This is a genomic window from Micromonospora mangrovicola, assembly GCF_047200535.1.
Taxonomy (GTDB): domain Bacteria; phylum Actinomycetota; class Actinomycetes; order Mycobacteriales; family Micromonosporaceae; genus Micromonospora.
In genome coordinates this window covers 19,862-37,163 of sequence record NZ_JBJZOG010000049.1, presented here as the reverse complement: position 1 = coordinate 37,163, position 17,302 = coordinate 19,862, and the positions used below count along the sequence as shown (strand labels likewise).

Genomic DNA, 17,302 nt, shown 5'->3' with positions numbered 1-17,302 from the left:
GCCGGGCTCGGCGTCGGCCGGGCCGTGGCTCACAGCCCCTCCGCCCGATCCTCGCCCAGGGCGGTGAGCCGGTCCCGCAGCCGGGACGCCTCCGCCGGTCGCAGGCCCGGCACCCGGGCGTCGCTCGCCGCGGCGGCGGTGTGCAGCTGCACGGTCGCCAGGTCGAAGGCGCGTTCCAGCGGACCCGCGGTGACGTCCACGAACTGCATCCGGGAGTACGGGACGATGGACAGCCGCCGGACCAGCAACCCGTGCCGGACCAGCAGGTCGTTCTCGCGCTCCGCGTACCCCCAGGCGTGCACCGCCCGGACGATGGTGACCGCCCGCCAGCCGGCCAGCAGCACGGCCGCGCCGAGCGCGGCGCCGAAGAGCCAGTGCCCGCTGACCGCCCAGCCGATGCTCAGCACCACCAGCCCGATGGCGAACAGCACACCCAGCCGGATCAGCTCCACCCAGATCAGGTCGCGGGAGATGGTCTGCCACCGGACCGTGTCCGGCCAGGGCTCCAGGGGGCCGGGCCGGGCCGGCGCCCGGCCGGCGAGGTCGTCACCGTTCACCGGGATGATCCGCTGCGCTCGACGGCGGCGCGATGCGCCACGCTGCTGAGCCGACTGGTTCGCTCGCTCACGCTTCGAGCGTAGGCGATCCGGGCATCGCGACCACCTCGCGCAGGAAGCCGCGTGCGTCGAGGAAATCGCCAAGGGAGCCGCGGTGCTCGACGCAGGCCAGCCAGGTCTTGCGCCGCTCGGGGGTGTGCAGGCGGGGATTGTTCCAGCGCAGCTCCCAGACGGCGGGGGCGCGGCACCCGCGCGCCGAGCAGATCGGCGCCTCGTCGGCGGGAGAGGGAATGGTCATCGGGGCGAGTCTAGAGGCCGCGCGACGAGAGGTATAGCGCCGGGCGGCCACGGGGGGAGCCGCCCGGCGACGGGGTGAATCGTACACACGCCGGGCCCCTTGTTGTCCACCCGTGTTCAGGGTTTTCCGTGCGGAGGGACGGCGCGGTAAAAATCGTCCTTCTCCCGGCCTCGGCTCCCAGGAAGGCATGACAGTCTTGGTACGCACCACACCGCGACGACGACCAAGCTGTGGAGGACCGGTGGCCCAGCCGACCACGCCCGACGCCCCGACCCCGACCGAGGCCGCGCCGGCCCCGGCCGCCACCACCCCGGCGCAGGACGCCGGGCTGCTGGAGCGGGCGCTGTTCGAGATCAAGCGGGTGATCGTCGGCCAGGACCGGATGGTCGAGCGGATGTTCGTCGCGCTGCTCGCCCGGGGTCACTGCCTGCTGGAGGGGGTTCCCGGCGTCGCCAAGACCCTCGCCGTGGAGACCCTGGCCAGGGTGGTGGGCGGGTCGTTCGCGCGGGTGCAGTTCACCCCGGACCTGGTCCCCGCCGACATCATGGGCACCCGGATCTACCGGCAGTCCAGCGAGAAGTTCGACGTCGAGCTGGGGCCGGTTTTCGTGAACTTCCTGCTCGCCGACGAGATCAACCGGGCCCCGGCGAAGGTGCAGTCGGCGCTGCTGGAGGTGATGAGCGAGCGTCAGGTCTCCATCGGTGGGGAGTCCCACCGGGTGCCGGACCCGTTCCTGGTGATGGCCACCCAGAACCCGATCGAGCAGGAGGGCGTCTACCCGCTGCCGGAGGCGCAGCGGGACCGCTTCCTGATGAAGATCCTGGTGGGCTATCCGACCGACGCGGAGGAGCGGGAGATCGTCTACCGGATGGGCGTCGCGCCGCCCGAGCCGGCCCGGGTCTTCGACACCGCCGACCTGATCGCCCTGCAGCACAAGGCCGACCAGGTCTTCGTGCACAACGCGCTGGTCGACTACGCGGTCCGGCTGGTGCTCGCCACCCGGGCCCCCGCCGAGCACGGCATGCCCGACGTCGCGCAGCTCATCCAGTACGGGGCCAGCCCACGCGCGTCGCTCGGCCTGGTCCGCGCCACCCGGGCGCTGGCGCTGCTGCGCGGGCGGGACTACGCGCTGCCGCAGGACGTGCAGGACATCGCCCCGGACATCCTCCGACACCGGCTGGTGCTCAGCTACGACGCGCTCGCCGACGACGTGCCGGCCGACCACATCGTGCACCGGGTGATGTCCACCATCCCGCTACCGGCGGTGGCTCCCCGGCAGCAGGCCACACCGCCGCCACCGGCCGTGCCGAACGGCGCCGGCTGGCCCGGGCAGCGGCCGTGACCCCACCCACCCGACTGCCGGCCGGCGAGGACCGCTCCGGCGCCGTGCTGGCCCGGCTGCAGTTGCTGGTCAGCCGCAAGCTCGACGGGCTGCTCCAGGGCGACTACGCCGGGCTGCTGCCCGGGCCGGGCAGTGAGGCGGGGGAGTCCCGCGAGTACCGCCCCGGCGACGACGTACGCCGAATGGACTGGCCGGTCACCGCGCGCACCACGATGGCGCACGTGCGGCGTACCGTCGCCGACCGCGAGCTGGAGACCTGGCTGGCGGTCGACCTGTCGGCGAGCCTGGACTTCGGCACCGGGCGGTGGCTCAAGCGGGACGTGGTGGTGGCCGCCGCCGCGGCCCTGGTCCACCTGACCGTGCGGGGCGGCAACCGGATCGGCGCGGTGGTGGGCACCGGGGCGCCGCCGCCGGCGCGCACCGGCCGGTGGCGGGGCGCACCGCCGGCCGCCGGGCCCGGCACCCTGGTCCGGCTGCCCGCCCGGGCCGGGCGCAAGGAGGCGCAGGGCCTGCTGCGGGCCATCGCCGGCACCGAGATCCGGCCCGGCCGCAGCGACCTCGGCGCGCTGGTCGACATGCTGAACCGGCCGCCGCGCCGGCGCGGCGTGGCCGTGGTGATCTCCGATTTCCTCGCACCGCCGCAGCAGTGGGGCCGGCCGCTCCGTAAGCTGCGGGTCCGGCACGACGTGCTGGCGATCGAGGTGGTGGACCCGCGGGAGCTGGAGCTGCCCGACGTGGGGGTGCTGCCGGTGGTCGACCCGGAGACGGGGGAGCTGCACGAGGTGCAGACCGCCGACCCGGGCCTGCGCCACCGGTACGCCGACGCGGCGTCCGCCCAGCGGGCGGCGGTCGCCGCCGAGCTGCGCGCCGCCGGCGCGGCCCACCTGCGGCTGCGTACCGACCGAGACTGGCTGCTGGACATGGTGCGTTTCGTGGCCGCGCAGCGGCACGCCCGTACCCGAGGGACGACCCGATGATCCGTTTTCTGCAACCGTGGTGGCTGCTGGCCGTCCTGCCGGTGCTCGCCCTGGCCGCCGCGTACGTCTGGCGGCAGCTGCACCGCCGCACGTACGCGATGCGGTTCACCAACGTGGACCTGCTGCGTACCCTCGCCCCGAAGGGGCTGGGCTGGCGGCGGCACGCGGCGGCCACCGCGTTCCTGCTCTGCCTGCTGGTGCTGGCCACCGCGCTGGCCCGCCCGGCGGTGGACACCAAGGAGCCGCTAGAGCGGGCCACGGTGATGCTCGCCATCGACGTGTCGCTGTCCATGCAGGCCGACGACGTCGCGCCGAACCGCCTCGAAGCCGCCCAGGAGGCGGCCAAGCAGTTCGTCGGGGAGCTGCCAGCGAGCTACAACCTGGGGCTGGTCTCGTTCGCCAAGTCGGCGAACGTGCTGGTGCCGCCGACCAAGGACCGGGGCGCGGTGACCTCCGCCATCGACGGCCTCGTCCTGGCTGAGGCGACGGCCACCGGGGAGGCGGTCTTCACCTGCCTGGAGGCGATCCGCTCGGTGCCCGCCGACGGCGCGGCCGGGATCCCGCCGGCCCGGATCGTGCTGCTCTCCGACGGCTACCGGACCGCCGGGCGTTCGGTGGAGGAGGCGGCCGCGGCGGCGCAGGCGGCGAACGTGCCGGTCTCCACCATCGCGTTCGGCACCGACTCGGGGCAGGTCGACATCGGCGGTCAGCTCCAGCGGGTGCCGGTGGACCGGATGGCGCTGTCGCAGCTGGCGGAGACCACTCAGGGCTACTTCTACGAGGCGGCCTCGGTGAGCGAGCTGAAGCGGGTCTACCAGGACATGGGCAGCTCGATCGGGTTCCGGACGGAGCCGCGGGAGATCACCCAGTGGTACGCGGGGATCGCGTTGCTGTTCGCCCTCTGCGCCGGTGCGCTGAGCCTGGTCTGGTCGTCCCGCCTGATCTGAGGCGGGGCGGCCGGGGCCGGGTGCCGCGCGGGGGCCGGCCGGGTCCGGCCGGCGCGGTCAGTGACCGCCGGCCAGGACGAAGAGGACGGCCACCCAGACGGCGGCGAGGGTAAAGCCCAGCGGGGCGACGTAACGGCTCATGGGACTGCTCCGTGGCGACGGACGGTCCGGGCCGTGCGGGGCCGGACCGCAGGGGTGGATCAGGACGTACGCACACGAAGTCGTGACCGGGATGCTCCGCCGCGGGCGGCCCGATCGGGCCGCGCAGCACGGTCGCCCCGGCCGACGGCCGAGGAGACGGGCGGTGCTTCAGGGGCGGGAAGCTGGGTCAGCGCTGCCGACTGAGTCGCGGCTCAGCGGGGCTGACGGTCGGCCCGGCCACGACTGGGAGGATCGCTATCTCGCACAGCGATCACCTCCTGCGGTCGGCGGGGTCCGGACGGCGGGCGGTTTCCAGCCCGCAAACGCGGATCATCGTACACCCGCGGGGCCCGCGGCACGCACTCGGCCGACCGGCCCACCAGGGGCGTCCGTCAGGCTTGCCGGGCCGGCCCGGGCCGGGGCGCGGGTTAGCGCTTACCCCCCGGTAACCCCTAGGCTCGCCAGCGACCGAGAGATCAGCTGAGCAGAGGGGGAAGCGTGGCCCGTACCGTGCTGGTGACCGGCGGAAACCGGGGGATCGGCCTGGCCATCGCGCAGGCCTTCGCCAAGCAGGGCGACCGGGTGGCGGTGACCCACCGCAGCGGCGACGTTCCCGAGGGACTGTTCGGCGTGAAGTGCGACGTGACCGACGCCGAGTCGGTGGACGCCGCGTTCGCCGCGGTCGAGGCGGAGTTCGGCCCGGTCGAGGTGCTGGTCGCCAACGCCGGCATCACCGACGACACGCTGCTCATGCGGATGTCGGAGGAGCAGTTCACCCGGGTGCTCGACACCAACCTGACCGGCGCCTTCCGCTGCGCCAAGCGGGCCTCCACCAAAATGCTCCGGGGCAAGTGGGGCCGGATGATCTTCATCTCCTCGGTGGTCGGCCTCTATGGCGGCGTCGGCCAGGTCAACTACGCGGCCAGCAAGGCCGGCCTGGTCGGGGTGGCCCGCTCGATCACCCGCGAGCTCGGCAGCCGCAACATCACCGCGAACGTGGTGGCACCCGGATTCATCGAGACCGACATGACCGCGGCGCTGCCCGAGGAGCGACGCGCCGAGTACCGCAAGGCCGTCCCGGCCGGTCGCTTCGCCCAGCCGGAGGAGGTCGCCGGCGTGGTCACCTGGCTGGCCTCGGATGCGGCCGGGTACATCTCGGGCGCCGTCATCCCGGTCGACGGCGGCCTCGGCATGGGCCACTGAGAACGTACGGAGGAAACAACGCAATGTCCGGACTCCTGGCCGGTAAGCGGCTGCTGGTCACCGGCGTCATCACCGACGCCTCGATCGCCTTCTCGGTGGCGAAGCTCGCCCAGGAGAACGGCGCCCAGGTGGTGCTCACCGGTTTCGGTCGGCTCTCCCTGGTCGAACGGATCGCCAAGCGGCTGCCCGAGCCGGCCCCGGTGATCGAGCTGGACGTGACCAACGCCGAGCACCTGGCCGGCCTCGCCGACAAGGTGCGCGAGCACGTCGACGGGCTGGACGGGGTGGTGCACTCGATCGGCTTCGCCCCGCAGAGCTGCCTCGGCGGCGGCTTCCTCGACGCTCCGTGGGAGGACGTGGCGACCGCGCTGCAGGTGTCCACCTACTCGTACAAGTCGCTGGCCATGGCGGCGCTCCCGCTGATGTCCGAAGGCGGCGCGGTGGTCGGCCTCACCTTCGACGCCACCAAGGCCTGGCCGGTGTACGACTGGATGGGCGTGGCCAAGGCCGGCCTGGAGTCCGCCTCCCGCTACCTGGCGCTGCACCTGGGCAAGCGGGGCATCCGCAGCAACCTGGTCGCCGCCGGGCCGCTGCGCACCATCGCCGCCAAGTCGATTCCCGGCTTCGAGCAGTTCGAGGACGCCTGGGCCGAGCGGGCCCCGCTCGGCTGGAACCTCACCGACCAGGAGCCGGCCGCCCGGGCCTGCCTGGCGCTGCTCTCCGACTGGTTCCCGGCCACCACCGGCGAGATCGTCCACGTCGACGGCGGCTACCACGCGATCGGCGCCTGAGACGGACCCGAAACCGGGCCGTCCCGGGGTGGTCGCCGGGCCGTCACGGCCGTCGGGGGAGAATGGCACCATGGCGTACGACGCGTTGGTGCTGGTCTCCTTCGGCGGCCCGGAGCGGCCCGAGGACGTGCTGCCCTTCCTGCAGAACGTCACCCGGGGGCGGGGCGTGCCGCCGGAGCGGCTCGCCGAGGTCGTCGAGCACTACCAGCACTTCGGCGGGGTGTCCCCGATCAACCAGCAGTGCCGGGAGCTACTCGCCGCGATCCGCGCGGACTTCGCCGCCCACGGCGTCGACCTGCCGGTCTACTGGGGCAACCGGAACTGGCACCCGATGCTCGCCGACACCGTCACGCGGATGCGCGACGACGGGATCAAGCGGGCGCTCGCCTTCGTCACCAGCGCGTACGGCGGCTACTCCTCCTGCCGGCAGTACCAGGAGGACATCGCCGCGGCCCGGGCCGCGGTCGGCCCGGACGCCCCGGTGATCGAGAAACTGCGCCAGTTCTGGGACCACCCCGGCTTCGTCGAGCCGCACGCCGACGCCGTCCGGGCCGCCCTCGCCCAGCTCGACCCGGCGAAGCGGGACAGCACCCGGCTGGTCTTCACCGCCCACTCCGTCCCCACCTCGATGGCCGCCACCGCCGGCCCGCACGGCGGCCGGTACACCGCGCAGCTCGCGGAGACCGCCCGCCTGGTGCACGCCGCCGCCGCGCCGGACCTGCCGTACGACCTGGTCTGGCAGAGCCGCTCCGGCCCGCCGCAGGTACCGTGGCTGGAGCCGGACGTCAACGACCACCTGGCCGCCCTCGCCGAGCAGGGCGTGACCGGCGTGGTGGTCAGCCCGATCGGGTTCGTCTCGGACCACCTGGAGGTGGTCTGGGACCTGGACACCGAGGCGCTCGACACGGCCAAGCAGCTCGGCCTGGACTTCGTCCGGGCCGGCACCCCGGGCACCGACCCGCGTTTCGTGGCGATGGTCCGGGAACTGGTCCTGGAGCGCACCACCCCGGACGGCGAGCGGCTGCGGCGCCGCCTCGGCGAGCTGCCGATGTGGGACACCTGCCCGACGCCGTGCTGCGTGCCCCCGGCCCGCCGCCCTTGAGCCGACCGAACTCCGACACCCCTGGGGACGACACATGCATGACCGCAAGCCGGTGCAGAGCTGGCTCACCGACATGGACGGCGTGCTGGTGCACGAGGGACAGCCGGTGCCCGGCGCGCCCGAGTTCGTCAAGAAGCTGCGCGCCTCCGGCAAGCCCTTCCTGGTGTTGACCAACAACTCCATCTACACCCCGCGCGACCTGCAGGCGCGGCTGGCCCGGATGGGGCTGGACGTGCCGGAGGAGGCGATCTGGTCGTCGGCCCTGGCCACCGCCCAGTTCCTGGCCGACCAGCGGCCGGGCGGCACCGCGTACGTGATCGGCGAGGCCGGCCTCACCACGGCGCTGCACGCGGTGGGGTACGTGCTCAGCGACTTCGCGCCGGACTACGTGGTGCTGGGCGAGACCCGCACCTACAGCTTCGAGGCGATCACCAAGGCGATCCGGCTGATCAACGACGGCGCGCGGTTCATCTGCACCAACCCGGACGCGACCGGCCCGTCGGTCGAGGGCGCGCTGCCGGCGGCCGGTTCGGTCGCCGCCATGATCTCCAAGGCGACCGGGGTGGAGCCCTACTTCGTCGGCAAGCCGAACCCGATGATGATGCGCTCGGCCCTGAACACCATCGAGGCGCACTCGGAGTCCACCGCGATGATCGGTGACCGGATGGACACCGACATCCTCTGCGGCCTGGAGGCCGGGCTGGAGACGATCCTGGTGCTCACCGGGATCAGCAGCCGGGCCGAGGCGGAGCGGTACCCGTACCGGCCGTCGCGGATCGTCAACTCGGTGGCCGACCTGATCGACGAGATCTGAGTCCCGGCGACGGGGCTCCGCTCAGGGCCGCAGCGGGGCGTTGCAGGCGGCCACCAGCGCCTGCCGGCAGGCGGTGGTCAGCGGGCGCAACGCCGCGTCCCGCTGCTGCGCCTCGTAGGTGTTCACCGCGCCACCCGGGGCGCTCTCGCCGGCCAGGGCGAGCACCCGGTCCAGCACCGCCGCGCGGGCGAACAGCCGGCGGGCCCGCGGGTCGAAGCCGGGCGGCAGGTCGGTGCCGCCGTCCGGGCGGCGCAACGCGGCGAGGGCTCCGGCCAGCTCGGGGCGCCACTGGGCCACGTCGAGTCGGGTGAGCGCGGCGGTCGTCTCGGCGAGCGCGGCGGCCAGCTCGGCCTCCGCCTCGGCCGCGCCGGGCACGGCGAGGGACGCCTTTGGCGCGTCGGCCGGCAGCGGGTAGACCCGCCAGAGGACGGTCTCCCAGGTCATCCCCGAGCCCGAGGTGTGGGTGCGTACCTCCGGGACCAGCCCGAGCCCGCTGGCCACCACCGCCTCGCCGGCGAGCAGCGCCGCACCGGCGAACTCGCCCGGGCCGGGCAGGCCGCGCGGGTCGCCGGGCGCGGGCAGCACCAGGCGGATCTCGTCCGGGGAGAGCTTGGCCAGGCTGGGCAGCGCGTCCCGCAGGGAGACGTCGGTCCAGGTGCCGGGGGCGTCCGCGACCAGGTGCTCCTCGTCGCCGGCGACGGAGTCGGCGACCTCGTCGAATGGCACCAGGCCGGCGCGCCAGGCGCGTACCCAGGCGACGAAGCGGCTCGACCGGCGCGGCGCCAGTGTGGCCGCGCCCGCTGCGGGGGAGGACATGCCGAAAGGGTACGTGCTCGCCGCCGCCCCTGTCTCGACTGCCGCTCCGGCGGTGCGACCTGCCCCTGACTACCCCCTTCGCCCCGTTCTGCGCCGCCGGTGGGGCCGCTGATCGGCGCGTCGCCCGGCGACGCGCCGGGCCGCTGGCTAGCGTGATCGCCATGGCGGGGCGATACGACGGGGACGTGCTGGCGGGCGACTGGCGGCGACGGAAGGTCACCCCGGAGGTGGACGCCGAACCCGATCTCGTGGTCGAGGACGCCGACTCCGGGTTCTGCGGCGCGGTGGTCGGCTTCGAGGCCGGCGCGGTGGTGCTGGAGGACCGGCACGGCCGGCGGCGCAACTTCCCGCTGCTGCCGGCCGCGTTCCTGCTCGACGGCCAGCCGGTCACCCTGCGCCGCCCGGCGCGCGCCCCGGTGCCCGCCGCGCGTCGCCGGACCGCGTCCGGCTCGATCGCGGTGGACAACGTCCGGGCCCAGGTGGCCAGGGCCAGCCGGATCTGGGTGGAGGGTGTGCACGACGCCGCGCTGGTCGAGCGGATCTGGGGCGACGACCTGCGGATCGAGGGCGTGGTGGTGGAACCCCTGGACGGGATCGACGACCTCGCCGCCGAGGTGCGCGCCTTCGCGCCCGGCCCGGGCTGCCGGCTCGGCGTGCTCGTCGACCACCTGGTGCCGGGTTCCAAGGAGAGCCGGATCGTGGCGGCGGTGACCTCGCCGCACGTGCTGGTCACCGGGCACCCGTACGTGGACGTGTGGCAGGCGGTGAAACCGGCGGCGTTGGGCATCCGGGCCTGGCCGGTGGTGCCGCCGGGGCGGCCCTGGAAGGAGGGGGTCTGCGCGGCCCTCGGGGTGGCCGACCCGGCGGACATGTGGCGGCACATCCTGTCCAGGGTGGACAGTTTCGCGGACGTGGAGACGCCGCTGATCAATGCGATGGAGCGGTTGATCGACTTCGTCACCGAGCCGGCGTAGTGGTTGCGTGCGCCAGGGCCGGCCTTCGCGGCTCGGTTCCACGGTCCGGGTGACCTCGGTGGTGCTACGAACTTGATGCGGTGAACGGATCGACGGGTGAGTCGTCCACGTCATCAAGTTCGTAGTGACTCAATCCAGCACCGCGGCCGCCGGGCCCTGGCGGGGCGAACGGGGTCAGGGCTCCTGCTCGGGGGTGCGGGTGAAGACGAACGTGGCGATGTCCAGGGCGACCGGGCGGCCGGACCCGTCGCGGATGACGGTGAGGATCTCGCCGTCCTGCGAACCCGAGCGGCCCCGCCAGCGGTCCGGGCCTTCCGGGGTGAACCGGAGCAGCGGCTTGCCGACCGGGCCGCCCACCAGGTCGCCGGCGGGATCCCCGCGGAACTCGTACTCGCCGCCCATCCACCACCAGCGGCCGGTCAGCTCCGCCAGCTCCGCGGCCGGCACCGCGGCCGGCCGCCACGGGGCGGGCGGGGCGGGCTCGGCGTCGAGCACCAGGGTGAGCACCTCGCGGGCCAGGCCGACGATGTGGTGGCCGCCCCTGAGGCCGTATGAGTTGGCGAAGTCGACCACGGCGGTGCGGCTGGGCCGGTGCACCGCGAGTCCGGCGACGTAGCCGGGCATCGAGCCGCCGTGGCCCAGGTACACCCGCTCGCCCACCCGGTAGAGCTCCACGCCCAGGCCGTGCCCGCCGGTCCAGGAGTCCAGGTCGCTGATCACCACCGGCGCGCACATCTCGGTGAGGGTGTCCGGGGCGAGCAGCTGCGGGTCCGGGTCGGCCAGGAAGGCCGCCCAGCGGCTGAGGTCGGCCACGGTCGACCAGAGCTGGCCGGCCGGCGCCATCGCGGCGGTGTCGGTGCGCGGCTCCTCGCGCAGCGTCTCGTGCCAGGGGTGCACCACGTAGCCGCGGGCGTACGGTTCCGTCGGGTGGTACGTGGTGCGGCGCATGTCCAGCGGTTCGAGGAGCCGCTCCCGCAGCAGCTCGGCCCAGGGCGTGCCGGTGATCCGCTCCAGCGCCCCGCCGAGCAGGCCGTAGGCCAGGTTGGAGTAGTGGTAGACGCGGTGCGGCGGGTGGGCGATCTTCTCGGGCGTCAGCCCGGCCAGCAGGGTGGCCAGGTCGACGCCCTCGGTCCGCTCCCACCAGTCCCCGTCCGGCTCGCGTTGCAGGCCGCTGGCGTGCCCGAGCAGCTGCCGCACGGTGAGCGCGCCGACCGGAGTGCCGGGCAGGTGCTTGTCCAGCGGGTCGTCGAGGGCCAGCCGGCCGGCGTCGCGCTGCTGCATCACGAGCACGGCGGTCATGGTCTTGCTGATCGAGCCGATCCGGTACTGCAGGTCGGCGTCGGGGCGGGGCTGCTCCCCGGCGACGGCGAGGTGGGCGAGGCCGCCGTCGCGCACCACGCCGAGGGCGAGCGAGGGCCCGCGTCCCTCGGCCTGGGCCCGCGCGACCAGCAAATCCACCCGTCGGGCGGTCTCGGGCAGCAGGGCCATCGTCGTCCTCCTCGTCGCGTCGGCGCCTCGGGTCGAGCCTAGGTGATCATCAGGGGTCGCTGCCGCGTGCGTCGGCGTGTCACGATCGTGGGGTGGACGCCGTGCTGTGGATTGTTTTGGGTGTGGTGCTGGCGGTCGCCGAGATCTTCACGACGACGCTTTTCCTGATCATGTTCGCAGCCGGAGCGTTCGCCGCCGCCGGGGCGGCCGCGCTGGGCGCTCCGGTCGCCCTCCAGGCGGTGATCTTCGCGGTGGTCTCCGCGCTCACCGTGGCGGTGGTCCGGCCGGTCATCCGGCGACACGCCCTCCCGGCGCTGGAGAGCGGCGAGCAGCCGTTCGGAGTCGAGGCGATCGAGGGGGCCACCGCCCTGGTGCTCGAGCCGGTGGACGCCGAGCGGGGACTGGTCAAGATCGACGGTGAGTTGTGGAGCGCGCGGTCGTACGACGCGACGCAGAGTTACGCCGCCGGTGAGCGGGTGCAGGTGATAAAGGTCCGGGGCGCCACCGCCCTGGTCTGGCAGGACGAGATTTCCGGCCCGGGCGGACTGCCCGAAGCGAAAAGGTGAGCGGTATGGAGTTTGCAGCGATCCTGTTGATCGCCGTCGCGGTGATCGTCGTGGTGACGCTGGTCAAGGCGGTGCGGATCGTCCCGCAGCAGCGGCAGGACGTGGTGGAACGGCTGGGCAGGTACAAGCGGACCCTGAACCCGGGGCTCAACCTGCTGGTGCCCTACATCGACGCGGTACGCACCAAGGTCGACATGCGGGAGCAGGTGGTCAGCTTCCCGCCGCAGCCGGTGATCACCTCGGACAACCTGGTCGTCTCGATCGACACGGTGCTCTACTTCAAGGTGGTCGACTCGGTCCGCGCCACCTACGAGATCTCCAACTTCCTCCAGGCCATCGAGCAGCTGACCGTCACCACGCTGCGTAACGTGATCGGCTCGCTGGACCTGGAGCGGGCGCTGACCAGCCGTGAGGAGATCAACCGGCACCTCTCCGGGGTGCTGGACGAGACCACCGGCCGGTGGGGCATCAAGGTCACCCGGGTCGAGATCAAGGCGATCGAGCCGCCGCCGAGCATCCGCGACTCGATGGAGAAGCAGATGCGCGCCGAGCGGGACCGCCGCGCCGCGATCCTGAACGCCGAGGGTCTCAAGCAGTCGCAGATCCTCACCGCCGAGGGTGAGAAGCAGGCCGCCGTGCTGCGCGCCGACGGTGACCGGCAGGCCCGGATCCTCCAGGCGGAGGGCCAGGCCAAGGCGATCCGTACCGTCTTCGACGCGATCCACCAGGCCAACCCGAGCCAGAAGGTGCTGGCCTACCAGTACCTCCAGGCGCTGCCGCAGATCGCCAACGGCTCCGCCAACAAGGTCTGGATCGTCCCGGCCGAGCTGACCAAGGCCCTGGAGGGGATGGGCGGCGCGCTGGGTGGCCTGGCCGGCATGGTCGGCGACGTGCCGTCGCCGGAGGCCAGCCGGGGCGCCGGCGAGGTGGAGCGGGAGGCCGCCGAGGCCGCCAAGGCCGCCGCCAGCGCCGCCCAGGAGATCCACGACGAGGTACGCGTCGCCGAGGCGCAGGCCACCGGCGGCGGCAACGCCCCGCAGGGGCTGCCGGCCCCCGAGCCGGTCGCCCCGGAGAGCCTGCTCAACGACCCCGCGGACCACCGCGAACGGGGCTGAGCCCGGACGCCGTCCGACCCCGGGCGGCAAATGCGAGAAAGCCTCATGCGGCGCCCCGGTGCCTGCCACGATCGGTCTGAGGACGGGTGGTGAGCAGGGACCGGGGCGCCGCGCGCGTTTCGCGCCCGTGGGCGGAGCGAGGTGACGCATGAAGGATCCGGCGAAGGGGCTGTTCTCCAAGGAACTCTTCTCCAGGGAACCGGTTCCGGGCGTGCACGACCCCGCCGGGCCGCTCGGCACCCGTCAGACCGGGGGCGGGTTCGGGGTGCTGCCGTTCGTCTCCGAGCCGGGGCCGGCCGCCCCGGCCACCGACGCGAGCTGGGCCTGGTCGGTACGCCGGTTCGCCCGCGCGGCGGTCTGGCTGCTGCCCGCGTACGCGGTCCTTTACGGCGTGGTGGCGATGGCCAGCGACGGCGGGGTGGGCAACGACCCGTACCCGGCCGACGGCCAGCCGCTCTACCTGGTGGGCTGGGTGGCCGCGGTCTGGCTGGGGCTGCTCGCGTTGCTGGCGCTCACCGGCCTGCTGGCCGCCACCCGGTGCCGCCGGGTCGCCCTCGCCGGGCTGCTGTCCAGCATCGGCGGGATGGTGCTCATGCTGCCCTTCGCCGGGCTGGCCGAGCAGACGCCGGTGTTCGGCCTCACCGCGCGGACCATCGTGCTGTTCGGTGCCACCTGCTACAGCGTGGGGTGGTTCCTCACCGGTTGGTCGGTGGCCCGGTCCGGGCTGTTCGCCTACGGGGACGGGATCATGCTGATGATCGCGGCGCCGCTGCTCGGCCTGGGCGGCGCGCTGATCGGCTCGCTACAGACCTTCGGGGCGATCTTCGTGCTGATCGCCGGTATCGGCATCGGCTATCGGTCCGGACGGCTGGTGCCGGCCGTCATCGCCCGCGACGCGGTCGCCGCCAGTGTGGCCGCCGCTCCCGCCCCGCCGCCCGACGGACCCCTCCCGAGCTGACCCGCCACCTGCCCAGCGGGCCGGTGGTGTCGGGGCGCTACCGCTCGTGGCGCCGACGCGCGAGATGAACGGTGATGTCGGCATCGATCTCGACCGTTTCGGGCAGGACCTGCTCGATCAGGCGGTACACCTGCTCCCGCACGGGGGGCGGCAGTTCGAGATAGGCCGAGACGGTCGAGAGATGACCGACGTAGTCCCGAGCACTCATCGTCAGGCGCCGCCCGAGCACGGACTGCTGAACATCGGCGAACCACTCGGACCGTTGGAGCTCCGTGCCCGGCCACTGCATGTCATGTCCCGGTGGCGTCCCGTCGGGGGAGGGAACCTCGTCGCTCGCCAGGAACGGCGCCCGGGCGGCGCGCACCGCTTCCGCCACGGCCGGGTCGGCCAGCCGGATCGGCCCGCCGAACGAGGCGAACACGCCGTCCGGCTCCAGGAGGGCGGCCACGCGGGACCAGCGCCCCTCCGGCTTCGTCCAGTGCAGCGCCGCCGCCGCGTAGACCAGGTCGTTACGCTCGCCGGGTCGCAGGTCCTCGAACGCGGCCCGGCGGGTCCTGACGTCCGCCGGGACGTGCCGGCGCAGTTCGGCGAGCATGGCCCCGTCCGGTTCGGTCGCGGTGACCGTGATCCCGCGTCCAGCGAACAGCCGGGTCGCCTTGCCGGTCCCCGCGCCGATTTCGAGGGCGGTGCGGATCGGCCGGCCCGCGTACGCCGTCACCAGGTCGGCAAGCTCCCCGGGATACCCGGGCCGGAACCGTTCGTACGCCTGCGCCACAGCCCCGAAGCTGAGCGCGCGACCGGACATGCGGAGCATCCTGACACGAAACACGCCGTCGGCGCGCGGTGTTTCCGGCGGCCGGATGCCGGGCCGGACCGGACACCCGGGGCGGGACCGGGCGGGCGCCCACCGGCAGCCGGGGAGCCGTGGCTGAGAAGTCGCGGTGAGGTGACTGACAGTTGCCTGGCGGAGTGGCCGATTGGCGGCATTCGCGGTAATCCTGGGGTGCATGCCGTCTACCCGGTCGCCCCTGTCGCGGCTCTTCACCGTGCTGCTCGCCGGCGTCCTCGCCGGGCTCGTCCTCGCGGTCGCCGCGCTTCCCGGCAACCTGCTCGGCGGGTTCGCCGCCAAGGCCGCCCTCGGCGCCTACGCGGAGCTGCCCGACGCGCTGCGCACCCCCGCGCAACCGCAGCGCTCCTACCTCTACGCCAACGACGGCAAGACCCTGCTCACCACGTTCTACGACGTCAACCGCACCGACGTGCCGCTCGCCGAGATCGCGCCGGTGATGCGGCAGGCGATCGTCGCGGCCGAGGACCGCCGCTTCTACTCCCACGGCGGCGCCGACCTGCGCGGCATCGCCCGCGCGCTGGTCGCCAACGTCAAGGGGGGCGGCACCGAGCAGGGCGGCTCCACGCTGACCATGCAGTACGTCCGCAACGTGCTCAAGACCGACCCCACCCGGTCCGCCGAGGAGCGGCAGGCCGCCACCGAGCAGACCATCGGGCGCAAGCTCCAGGAGATCCGGTACGCGACCGCCCTGGAGAAGACGCTCAGCAAGGGCGAGATCCTCAACCGCTACCTCAACATCGCCTACTTCGGCTCCGGGGCGTACGGCGTCGCCGCGGCCAGCCAGCGCTACTTCGGCAAGACGCCCGCCGACCTGAGCCTGGGCGAGGCTGCCCTGCTCGCCGGCCTGGTCCAGTCGCCCGACGAGTACAGCCCCATCGACGGGGACAAGGACAAGGCCCTCGCCCGCCGGGCGTACGTGCTCGACTCGATGGCCGCCACCGGCGCGGTCACCGCGCAGCAGGCCGCGGACGCCAAGGCGGCGAAGCTGAGCCTGCACCCGACCGCCCAGCCCAACGGCTGCACCGCGACCGCGCAGGGGCACGACGACTGGGGCTTCTTCTGCGACTACCTGCGGCAGTGGTGGCTCGCCCAGCCGGCCTTCGGCAACACGGTCAAGGAGCGCGAGCAGGCGCTGCGCCGGGGCGGCTACAAGGTGATCACCACCCTGGACCCGCAGGTGCAGCAGACCGCGCAGGAACAGGCCACCAAGGTCTACGGCTACGACAACAAGCGCGCCCTGCCGATCGCCGCGGTCGAACCGGGCACCGGCCGGGTGCTCGCCATGGCGGTCAACCGCCACTACAGCCTGGCCGCCAACCCGAAGGGCCAGACCAACCATCCGAACACCGTCAACCCGCTGATCTCCGGCGGCGCCAGCGTCGCCGGCTACCAGGCCGGCTCGACCTTCAAGCTGTTCACCATGCTCGCCGCGCTGGAGGCCGGGAAGCCGCTCTCCACCGGCTTCGACGCCCCGGCCAAGCTGCCCACCCGCTACGCCTCCGACGCCGACGGCAACTGCGACGGCAAGTGGTGCCCGGCCAACGCCAACCCGGAGTGGATGGACGGCTACCGGATGATGTGGGACGGCTTCGGCCGCTCCGTGAACACCTACTTCGTCTGGCTGGCCGAGCAGGTCGGCGAGGCCAAGGTGGTGGAGATGGCGCAGCGGCTCGGCATCACCTTCCGGGCCGGCTCCGACGCCGACTTCGCCAAGAACAACCCCGAGAACTGGGGCGCGTTCACCCTCGGCGTGGCCGCCACCACCCCGCTCGACCTGGCCAACGCGTACGCCACCGTGGCCGCCGAGGGGACGTACTGCTCCCCGGTGCCGGTGGTGTCGGTGACCGCCGGCAACGGCCAGAAGGTCGACGTCGGCCAGCCCTCCTGCAAGAAGGTGCTGGACACCGACGTGGCCCGGGCCGCCACCGACGCGGCCCGCTGCCCGGTCGGTCAGCAGTCGGCGTACGGGCAGTGCAACGGCGGCACCGCCACCTCGGTGGACCGGATCGTCGACCGGCCGGTCGCCGGCAAGACCGGTAGCTCGGAGCAGAACGCCACCGAGACCTTCGTCGGGTTCACCCCGCAGGTGGCGGTCGCCGGCATCGCGGCCAACCCGGACGACTCGACCGACCTGGTCGGCTCGGCCGTGCAGGCCAAGGTGATCGACGCGGTCGCCCGGACCATCCGGACCGCCGTCGGCGGCAAGCCGGTGAAGGACTTCACCGCACCCAGCAAGGAGCTGGCCGGCGACCCGCAGCGCCCGCAGCCGCGGCCGTCGCCGCAGCCGCAGCGCCGCCAGCAGCAGGACCAGAACCTCCCCGGCGACATCCTGCGCTGGCTCCAGGGCCGCGGCCGGGGCTGAG

General features: G+C 73.5%; 17 protein-coding genes. 12 read left to right on the top strand and 5 right to left on the bottom strand.

Annotated elements, in window-relative coordinates; all coding sequences use genetic code 11:
* Nucleotides 1-29: 29 nt before the first annotated feature.
* The gene (locus tag ACL02O_RS20040) at nt 30-557 is read right to left on the bottom strand and encodes a PH domain-containing protein (RefSeq protein WP_412819635.1); all 528 of its coding nucleotides are present in this window, start codon (nt 555-557) and stop codon (nt 30-32) included.
* A gap of 67 nt (nt 558-624) precedes the next feature.
* Nucleotides 625-855 (bottom strand): hypothetical protein, encoded by a 231-nt coding sequence (locus ACL02O_RS20035; RefSeq protein ID WP_412819634.1) that lies wholly within the window; start codon nt 853-855, stop codon nt 625-627.
* A 241-nt stretch (nt 856-1,096) separates the two neighbouring features.
* Between ACL02O_RS20035 and ACL02O_RS20030 the strand changes: the two genes are divergently transcribed.
* From ACL02O_RS20030 to ACL02O_RS20000, 7 genes are all read left to right on the top strand, one after another.
* On the top strand, nt 1,097-2,197 hold the full coding sequence (locus ACL02O_RS20030) for an AAA family ATPase (protein WP_412819633.1): 1,101 nt from the start codon (nt 1,097-1,099) through the stop codon (nt 2,195-2,197).
* Nucleotides 2,176-3,174, top strand: coding sequence for a DUF58 domain-containing protein (locus ACL02O_RS20025; protein ID WP_412819646.1), 999 nt, complete (start codon nt 2,176-2,178; stop codon nt 3,172-3,174). The genes ACL02O_RS20030 and ACL02O_RS20025 overlap by 22 nt, the downstream gene beginning before the upstream one ends.
* A complete protein-coding gene (locus tag ACL02O_RS20020) occupies nt 3,171-4,121 on the top strand; it encodes a VWA domain-containing protein (protein ID WP_412819632.1) in 951 nt (316 codons plus the stop codon). Before ACL02O_RS20025 ends, ACL02O_RS20020 begins: the two co-directional genes overlap by 4 nt.
* 639 nt (nt 4,122-4,760) lie before the next feature.
* On the top strand, nt 4,761-5,465 hold the full coding sequence (fabG, locus tag ACL02O_RS20015; RefSeq protein WP_412819631.1) for a 3-oxoacyl-ACP reductase FabG: 705 nt from the start codon (nt 4,761-4,763) through the stop codon (nt 5,463-5,465).
* A gap of 23 nt (nt 5,466-5,488) precedes the next feature.
* The gene (gene fabI / locus ACL02O_RS20010; RefSeq protein WP_412819630.1) at nt 5,489-6,256 is read left to right on the top strand and encodes an enoyl-ACP reductase FabI; all 768 of its coding nucleotides are present in this window, start codon (nt 5,489-5,491) and stop codon (nt 6,254-6,256) included.
* A gap of 70 nt (nt 6,257-6,326) precedes the next feature.
* Nucleotides 6,327-7,358, top strand: a complete 1,032-nt coding sequence (locus tag ACL02O_RS20005) for a ferrochelatase (protein WP_412819629.1) — start codon at nt 6,327-6,329, stop codon at nt 7,356-7,358.
* Nucleotides 7,359-7,392: 34 nt separating this feature from the next.
* A complete protein-coding gene (locus ACL02O_RS20000; RefSeq protein ID WP_412819628.1) occupies nt 7,393-8,172 on the top strand; it encodes an HAD-IIA family hydrolase in 780 nt (259 codons plus the stop codon).
* Nucleotides 8,173-8,193: 21 nt separating this feature from the next.
* On the opposite strand, the gene ACL02O_RS19995 is transcribed toward ACL02O_RS20000, so the two are convergent.
* A complete protein-coding gene (locus tag ACL02O_RS19995; protein ID WP_412819627.1) occupies nt 8,194-8,988 on the bottom strand; it encodes a hypothetical protein in 795 nt (264 codons plus the stop codon).
* Between the two features lie 161 nt (nt 8,989-9,149).
* On the opposite strand from ACL02O_RS19995, the gene ACL02O_RS19990 reads away from it, so the two are divergent.
* Nucleotides 9,150-9,962, top strand: coding sequence for a DUF3097 domain-containing protein (locus tag ACL02O_RS19990; protein ID WP_412819626.1), 813 nt, complete (start codon nt 9,150-9,152; stop codon nt 9,960-9,962).
* A gap of 174 nt (nt 9,963-10,136) precedes the next feature.
* Here the strand turns inward: ACL02O_RS19990 and ACL02O_RS19985 are convergent, their stop codons facing one another.
* Nucleotides 10,137-11,450 carry a serine hydrolase domain-containing protein gene (locus tag ACL02O_RS19985; RefSeq protein ID WP_412819625.1) on the bottom strand — a complete coding sequence of 438 codons (1,314 nt, stop codon included), beginning with the start codon at nt 11,448-11,450 and terminating at the stop codon, nt 10,137-10,139.
* A 92-nt stretch (nt 11,451-11,542) separates the two neighbouring features.
* Between ACL02O_RS19985 and ACL02O_RS19980 the strand changes: the two genes are divergently transcribed.
* The 3 genes from ACL02O_RS19980 to ACL02O_RS19970 all read left to right on the top strand — a co-directional run bounded on the left by ACL02O_RS19980 (nt 11,543) and on the right by ACL02O_RS19970 (nt 14,089).
* Nucleotides 11,543-12,016, top strand: a complete 474-nt coding sequence (locus tag ACL02O_RS19980) for an NfeD family protein (RefSeq protein WP_412819624.1) — start codon at nt 11,543-11,545, stop codon at nt 12,014-12,016.
* Nucleotides 12,017-12,021: 5 nt separating this feature from the next.
* The gene (locus tag ACL02O_RS19975) at nt 12,022-13,131 is read left to right on the top strand and encodes an SPFH domain-containing protein (RefSeq protein WP_412819623.1); all 1,110 of its coding nucleotides are present in this window, start codon (nt 12,022-12,024) and stop codon (nt 13,129-13,131) included.
* A 148-nt stretch (nt 13,132-13,279) separates the two neighbouring features.
* Nucleotides 13,280-14,089: a hypothetical protein gene (locus tag ACL02O_RS19970; protein ID WP_412819622.1), complete on the top strand. Its 810-nt coding sequence runs from the start codon at nt 13,280-13,282 to the stop codon at nt 14,087-14,089.
* Between the two features lie 37 nt (nt 14,090-14,126).
* On the opposite strand, the gene ACL02O_RS19965 is transcribed toward ACL02O_RS19970, so the two are convergent.
* On the bottom strand, nt 14,127-14,894 hold the full coding sequence (locus tag ACL02O_RS19965; RefSeq protein ID WP_412819621.1) for a class I SAM-dependent methyltransferase: 768 nt from the start codon (nt 14,892-14,894) through the stop codon (nt 14,127-14,129).
* A 202-nt stretch (nt 14,895-15,096) separates the two neighbouring features.
* Between ACL02O_RS19965 and ACL02O_RS19960 the strand changes: the two genes are divergently transcribed.
* Nucleotides 15,097-17,301, top strand: a complete 2,205-nt coding sequence (locus ACL02O_RS19960; RefSeq protein ID WP_412819620.1) for a transglycosylase domain-containing protein — start codon at nt 15,097-15,099, stop codon at nt 17,299-17,301.
* The last annotated feature ends 1 nt before the right edge of the window (nt 17,302 follow it).